The following is a 6,000-nucleotide window of genomic DNA, read 5'->3' as shown; positions in this document are numbered from 1 at the left end:
CTCGCCGTCGAAAACAATACACCATCATTCACCGTGCTCACACCCGCCGCAGTTGTTCCGCTCAACACCCGTTTGCTTTCAACAATAATGTCATCTACCCCCAATTCGTCACGGCTACCGCTAGTGCCTGCCTTGCGATAATAGCGCCACAATAATTGAATATAAGGCTGATTTAGCAACGAAACGGGCAATTTCACTTCAAATACTGCACTGTCACCCACCACTCCTCGATTGTATTCTATTACTTGATTGCTTTCATTCAATAAATCCGTAAAATTCACTTGGTCGCCAATACGATACTGCAAGCGAATCGCGTATTCTCTTGTCCCTATCGCTCGGGTCCGCCCCTTCCACTTAACAGTTACTTCATCCTTATTTTGCGTATTTATAGCCAAAATAGCCCCTCCCAACTGTCCTCCTGTACCAGTAGCGGGGTACCCAGGATTATTCCCGCCACCCGTATTTATAAATGAAAACCCTCGAGCATTACGTCCATTTATTCTGGTAGAACTTGTCAAATTATAGGCACCATTGGTATAACCAGCAATAGCCGAACTAACCCCTGGGTCGCCATCCGCCATATACACAAATTTCATGTTGGCAGGAGTAGTACCAGCCGCCGAGGTAGAATCCCACGCGGTGAAGCTATACCCGCACGCTTCCAATAATGCGACCGTAGGGACTGGATTGTCTGACAATATCGCTGACTCAAAAACTGCTGTATAGCTACGGGCCGAAGTAGCAGTAATGGTCTGCACGCTGTCGGTCAATATTGTAGCATTGTAGACCCAATGTTTAAACTTATAGCCCGGTTTAGCCCGCGCCCGTATCACCACTGGAAGAGAGTTATCAGATTTATAAAAGTATTTACCCGTCCAAGGGTAAGGCGAGGCGCTCACCCCCGCGGTTGTGGGCAAAATATCAATCGTATTGACCCGCACATAGCCGTGGTCAGGGTTGGAAACATTGACAGTCAAGTCGTACTGACCACTAAGGCTAAAACGGCTCTGAATATGTCCGCGAACAATGGGAGGACGCAGCGAGGCAAACGTTGTCATCAGGTTTACAAAACCCTCCCAATTCGCATACGTTGAAGGACGCTGCCAACGGGTAATATTCCCTCTTATCTCTGCATCAATTACGTTTTTTTTGGCGTTGATAATTTCCAGCAAGCGGTTGGGTTGAAAATGGGTATTTATCAAATCAGCATACCGGGTAATGAATTGGTTTTTGAACTCGGCATTTTCAATGAGGTATTTATAAGGATAATCAGCAGTATTGGGATTATCAAATTTGGTAAAATAGTTTTCATTGTATTCTTCAAAACTCAAATCGGTGTCGTACAAAGCCCAGCGCCAACGACCATCTTTTCCTTTCGGTTTGGTAGATGAGTAAGGTGTTTTGTATCTCCAATAAGTAATGTTCCCAATGGGCCAATCCCAGTTAGCAGCATAAAGCTCCATAACCGTATAATCAATAAAACTCTCAATATCAACACGTTCCTTTATATAACTATAGTTTGCGGTATTAGACATTGCATTGTTTTTCATAAAATTGAGTGTAACTCCCCAGTGTCCTGAGTCATCCTCAATTTCGGGCACGTTGTTTTCATTAAAACCCGAATAATACTCTATCGAATCAGCGTCAATGTTGAAATGATTGGCATAATGGTATTCATCGAGGCGCTCTGTAATGTGATGTATCCCCCAATATTCACCATTAATAAACATCACAGATGGACGTGACTGCTGATTTTCAAAATTTAGACCTTCGGCCATTTGCGATATAGAGGCATCCTTAAACAACGTTCTTTCGTAGTCATTTCCCGATGTTTTCATCATAAAACGCTTAAAATTGGTAAAGGGAAGCGTAGGAACGAGGGGATAATTATACTCAGGAGCACCGTAAGCGCCACTGGCATAAAATCGCAGGCTTTTTTTATCAAGATCTCTCGAACCTGAGCCATGTATACGTAGGCCTACATTCTGGCTGAATTTTACACCGTTGGTATCCAATATTTCAAAATTGACGGGAATTTCGGTCGAGCGATTGTAATTCTTTTCAGTGCCCGACATGTTAGTTCCATTCCTATAATCCACAAAATCTTTTCCAGCAACGTAAATTCCGTCTGTGTAATCAAAAAGTCGACTGGGGGTGGTTTGGATAGATATGACTGGAACAGTGTATTTTGGTAATCCTGAAGGTGTAAAAAAGTAAATTTTTGAGATAATCTCGCTCGGCAATTTCCCTGGCACATACACTCTGGCACGTACGGTCGTTCCTTTATACACCGAGTCGGCCTGCGGCGGAGTGTAGCTGTATTTTATCGTAGTCGAAATATTGGAGACTACATTGGGCAGTACTGGTGAATTTCGGTTTATGATACTGATAGGGGTACCATTATACTGATATGACCGGTAAGTGTTTGTGTAACTAGGCCCAGCCGTTTGGCCTACCAGTTCGGGGTATTGATTCTTGTAGGTGTAATTGGTCCCTGCCAAATTTCCACTGCTCGGATCAGAGCCATCGGTGGTATAATAGATGGTACTCCCTGGCTCTGTGCTACTGATAGTCAATGAAAAAGCACTTGGGTAAAAACCACTTTCAGCCGAAAATACGGGAGATGCGGCCAAACCCGTATACGCATTCGCCGTAAGATTTACAGCACCCGGCGACGCTGGTGAAAAATACTTAAAAGTAGCCGAGCCGTTCGGTTCTCTCCCGTAAGATATATCCCTCCACTGCGGCCCAAACGACAAGCTGTCTACAATGGTTGACCCATCGGGCAAAACCAAAGCCAATGCCTCGCCATCCGCGGAAAGCGAAAAACTCGTGTGTTTTGCCCCCCGTGTCACCTCACCGCTAGCCCAGATGATTAAGTAGCCGTTGGCTGGCACCACCACCTGACCATTAGTCATAGTAAAACGAAATTTCATCAAATTGGAGAAATTGTCGGTAATGTAATACCCCGCCAAATCAATAGGAGATGCAGTAGGATTGTACAACTCCAGCCAGTCTGAGTATGCGCCAGCATTATCAGTGATGGTGCTGGCATTGGAGGCCATCAATTCATTGATTTTGATTTGTGCTGACAAAAAAACTGAATAGCACACAAAAATCGAAAGAAGTATAAATTTTTTCATAGGGTTTAATTACGGTGTAGGGTGAAATTTGATGTAAGCTAAAAACAAAAGCTATTGCGTAGAAAACTAGCTCTTCTTCACACCTTATAACCCACTTCTGGGTTGCCCAAATGATTTCTACCAATACTTATTCACGGTTTAGTATTCTCTAAACTACAAATCAAAAAGGCTATAAAATAGCGTTCGGAAAATCAACATAATGTATTGCTACAGATATTACTTTTTATCCGTTTAAATATATCCCCAAACGTTTTTTTATGTGTAATCTCTAGGTATAAGGCTACCTTACAGTTTATTTTTGTGTAATACAATGATATACGTTTATCATTAGACAAAGCCAAAAATGCCTACAAAATATACTAAAAAGTTATCAAACGGTCGATAATGATTCAAGACCGATTAAAAGTAGTTACATTGAAAATTGAATTCTCAATTCGACATACCTATTACGCCTCATTTTCATTCCATTTTACAGAAATCTGCGCCTTCTGATAATGAGGATATTTTTAAGCATTTATACATCCTCTTTTAGCAAATGAAAAGAAGTGCCAGTAGTTACTATTTAGTCATACACACAACCATTAAAAAAACACTCAGGTCTTGATGCAGGGCATTCATTGACTCAAAATCAGTATTCAGCTGCATTGATTTGGTATTCATGGCTTCATAATTTATTTTTATAGGCAATGAATACCCCCCACTCCGCCCGGCTTACGACTCGCCAAAAATGGCAACTCGCATTAAGTATCTCCATTATTTATATGCCGCTGCGGGTGTACATAAGTATTTATGATTTCGAGGAGATTTCGCTGGCCCAAAGACTTCCATTGTGGGTGATGGAAATTACGGTCATCGTGCTCTTTTTCTTTGTTTGGATAAGCGTTATAGAATGGATTCAGCAACAACTATTTGGGTGGTTTGGTACTGACTTTTTGATGGAATTTAAAATTCCCGCCCAATTGGCGATGTTTGTCATTGCCTGCGCCATGGCTGTTGTCTATAATACGGGCTTCCGAACATTATGGAGCACTGCCGAGAGTGCCTTAGAAACGCAATTTGGACTTACCCAAAACAGATCTTCTCAAAGTACAATGGCGCTTCAATACACGAGAAGTCAAAAGAAGAAATCAAATAATGGCCTTACTATCATGGCTCTTTTATCGGCTTTTTACTTAGCCTCCAACCGAAGAGCCTATTACCAATTGAGTGAAATCCAAATCGAAACTGAACGTTTGGAAAAAGAAAATGCTCAGGCAAAATTTACGGCTCTGAGAAATCAGGTAAGCCCACACTTTTTGTTTAATAATTTCAGTATCCTGACGTCGCTGATTGAAACCGACCCCGCTTTATCCATCCAATTTATCAGTCGACTATCAAAAGCCTATCGTTATATTTTAGAACAAAGCGACCACGAGCGTATCATTTTGAAAAAAGAACTAGACTTTCTTAAAACCTATATCTTTCTACTAAATACGCGTTTTGACGATAAGCTACGGGTGAGCATCGACCTCTCAGAACACGACGCAAGTCATTATTCCATAGCGCCACTCACGTTGCAGTTATTAATTGAAAACGCCGTGAAGCACAACCAAATGTCAGCCGAGGCTCCCCTCAAAGTTTTTATTTTTATCGAATCGAATTATCTAATTGTGAGCAATCCCATCCAGCTCCGTCCTAAACTGGAAACATCCACTGGTTTAGGGCTACAAAATATCATTAATCGTTACAAACTGCTGACAGCTTATCCCGTTTTGGTCGACGATGAGAAGACTGTTTTTGTGGTTAAAATTCCGCTTCTGACATGAATGTCCTGATTATCGAAGATGAAAAATTAACGGCGCAGTGGCTAGAAACGTTACTCAACCGCTACGACCCTAGTATTAGAATATTAGCACAACTTCCTTCAGTCACCAAAACGGTGCATTGGTTTAAAGAAAACCAATATGATTGGCCCGATTTACTGTTTCTTGATATTCACCTAGAAGATGACTTAGGGTTTCGAATCATTGAAGAACTGCAACTTACCATACCCGTTATTTTTACGACCGCCTACGACGACTATATGCTTCAAGCATTTAAGGTCAACAGCATTGATTATTTGCTTAAGCCCATCGAGCCCAACGAGTTGGCCGCTGCGTTGGATAAATTCAAGACATTGTGGCAAAACAAGCCCCTACAACCCACTGAAAACAATGTATCAGCGCTGCTTCAAATTCTCAAAAAATCAACAACCCCAGCCTACAAAGACCGTTTTATGGTTACAATAGGCTCGAAACTTCGCAGCATAAAAACCCAAGACATCGCTTATTTTTCGTTTGAAGAAAAAGCAACGTTGCTAACCACCCACGATGGTATTCGCCTCATCGTAGATTATAGCCTCGAACGACTAGTACAACTTCTCGACCCGCATCTTTTCTTTCGACTCAATCGGTCTTTTCTGGTTGCGCTATCTGCCATTCATACCGTACATACGTATTCGGGGGGAAAACTTAAAGTCGAAGTTGTTCCCCCACCACGACAGGAAATCTTTGTGAGCGGTGACCGAGTAACCAGCTTTAAAGAATGGCTTGGAAAATAATTCGGTTTGGAATAACTCCGTTATTCAACCCCACAAATACCCGATTTAGCTACTCAAAGTCGGCATTTAGGCACTTTCATTTGGGGGCGATTGCATTCTTTTGCATTTTTGAAGCACTAACACACATTATTAACACCCTTATTAAAATGCCCTTTCAACCTACGCTACGACCGTTTGCGGCGTCTTTCCTATTCAACTGAGACAAAAACATTGCCACGCAAAAGTCCCTTTTTGCGTAAAAATTTTTAGATAAATTAAGTGAGTAAGCCACGCGAAAGA

Annotated in this window: 3 protein-coding genes; 2 read left to right on the top strand and 1 reads right to left on the bottom strand. The window is 41.9% G+C overall.

Annotated elements, in window-relative coordinates; all coding sequences use genetic code 11:
• Positions 1-3,143 (bottom strand): CotH kinase family protein (locus GVN20_RS28770; protein ID WP_166561652.1); only part of this gene is annotated, 3,143 nt, incomplete at its 3' end.
• A gap of 686 nt (positions 3,144-3,829) precedes the next feature.
• Here GVN20_RS28770 and GVN20_RS28765 point away from each other — a divergent pair.
• Positions 3,830-4,948, top strand: coding sequence for a sensor histidine kinase (locus GVN20_RS28765; RefSeq protein WP_166561651.1), 1,119 nt, complete (start codon positions 3,830-3,832; stop codon positions 4,946-4,948).
• A complete protein-coding gene (locus GVN20_RS28760) occupies positions 4,945-5,721 on the top strand; it encodes a LytTR family DNA-binding domain-containing protein (protein ID WP_166561650.1) in 777 nt (258 codons plus the stop codon). The genes GVN20_RS28765 and GVN20_RS28760 overlap by 4 nt, the downstream gene beginning before the upstream one ends.
• Positions 5,722-6,000: the final 279 nt, after the last annotated feature.

The sequence above is a fragment of the Runella sp. CRIBMP genome, assembly GCF_009905605.1.
Lineage (GTDB): Bacteria > Bacteroidota > Bacteroidia > Cytophagales > Spirosomataceae > Runella.
The sequence above is the reverse complement of the archived record's forward strand: the minus strand, read 5'-3'. Positions and strand labels throughout refer to the sequence as shown.

What these genes read in the sequence shown, in the direction of transcription:
- GVN20_RS28765 (WP_166561651.1), top strand. Translation starts at nt 3,830, where the DNA reads ATGAATACCCCCCACTCCGCCCGGCTTACGACTCGCCAAAAATGGCAA.
- GVN20_RS28760 (WP_166561650.1), top strand. Translation starts at nt 4,945, where the DNA reads ATGAATGTCCTGATTATCGAAGATGAAAAATTAACGGCGCAGTGGCTA.